This is a genomic window from Streptomyces sp. WAC05292 (genome assembly GCF_003949955.1).
GTDB lineage: Bacteria > Actinomycetota > Actinomycetes > Streptomycetales > Streptomycetaceae > Streptomyces > Streptomyces globosus.
Window position 1 is genome coordinate 1 of sequence record NZ_RPSE01000795.1, and the last position, 916, is coordinate 916.

At 78.7% G+C, this 916-nt stretch carries 1 protein-coding gene; it reads right to left on the reverse strand.

Going from position 1 to position 916, the window contains the following annotated elements; all coding sequences use genetic code 11:
- Positions 1-770, reverse strand: a 770-nt coding sequence (locus EF903_RS33080) for a serine/threonine-protein kinase (RefSeq protein ID WP_148142670.1), incomplete at its 3' end; no start/stop codon positions are given.
- Positions 771-916 lie beyond the last annotated feature (146 nt).

Here is a 916-nt window from a genome sequence, read left to right on the forward strand (position 1 = left end):
CCCGGATCCCGCACCGCACCACCCGCGCCGACGATCCGCAGCATCCGGGCCGCCTCCTCCGCCGACGGCCGCCCACCCGGGTCCTTGCACAGCAGCCCCTCCAGCACGGGTGCCAGCGCCCCGGCCCGCCGGGGCTCGGCAGGCTCGCCCTCCACCACCGCCCGCAGCGTCGACAGCGCGGACTCGCGGCGGAAGGGCGAGGCGCCCTCCACGGCCGTGTACAGGGTCACTCCGAGCGACCACAGGTCCGAGGCCGTGCCGGGCTCCTCGCCGAGCGCCACCTCCGGCGCGATGTACTCGGGGGAGCCGACCACCTCACCGGTCACCGTGATCGCCGCCGACCCCTCCAGCCGGGCGATGCCGAAGTCGCCCAGCACCACCCGGCCGTCGTTGGCCAGCAGCACGTTGGCCGGCTTGACGTCCCGGTGCAGCACGCCCGCCGCGTGCGCCGCCCGCAGCGCCGCCAGCACCTGCTCGCCGACGTGCGCGGCGCGCTGCGGGGCGAGCGGACCCTCCGCCTCCAGCACGTCGGCCAGCGACAGCCCGCGGACCAGCTCCATCACGATCCACGGCCGGCCATCCTCGGTCACCACGTCGTAGACCGTGACGACGCCGCGGTGCGCCACCCGCGCCGCGGCCCAGGCCTCCCGCTCCAACCGCCGGTACAGCCGCCCGACCTCGGCGCCGTCCAGCCCGGCGGGCGCGCGCACCTCCTTGACGGCCACCTCGCGGGCCAGCACCTCGTCCCTGGCGCGCCACACGACTCCCATGCCGCCGCGGCCCAGCGGGCCGCTACCGGCTGCTCGTGGTGTGGCGCGCCCGGGCCGAGGCGCTGGCCCGCGAGGTGGCCGTCCAGGCGGTGCGGGGGGACGCCGGGCCGGCGCGGGCCGGGGTGGGGGCGCGGTGCCGGCGGCTG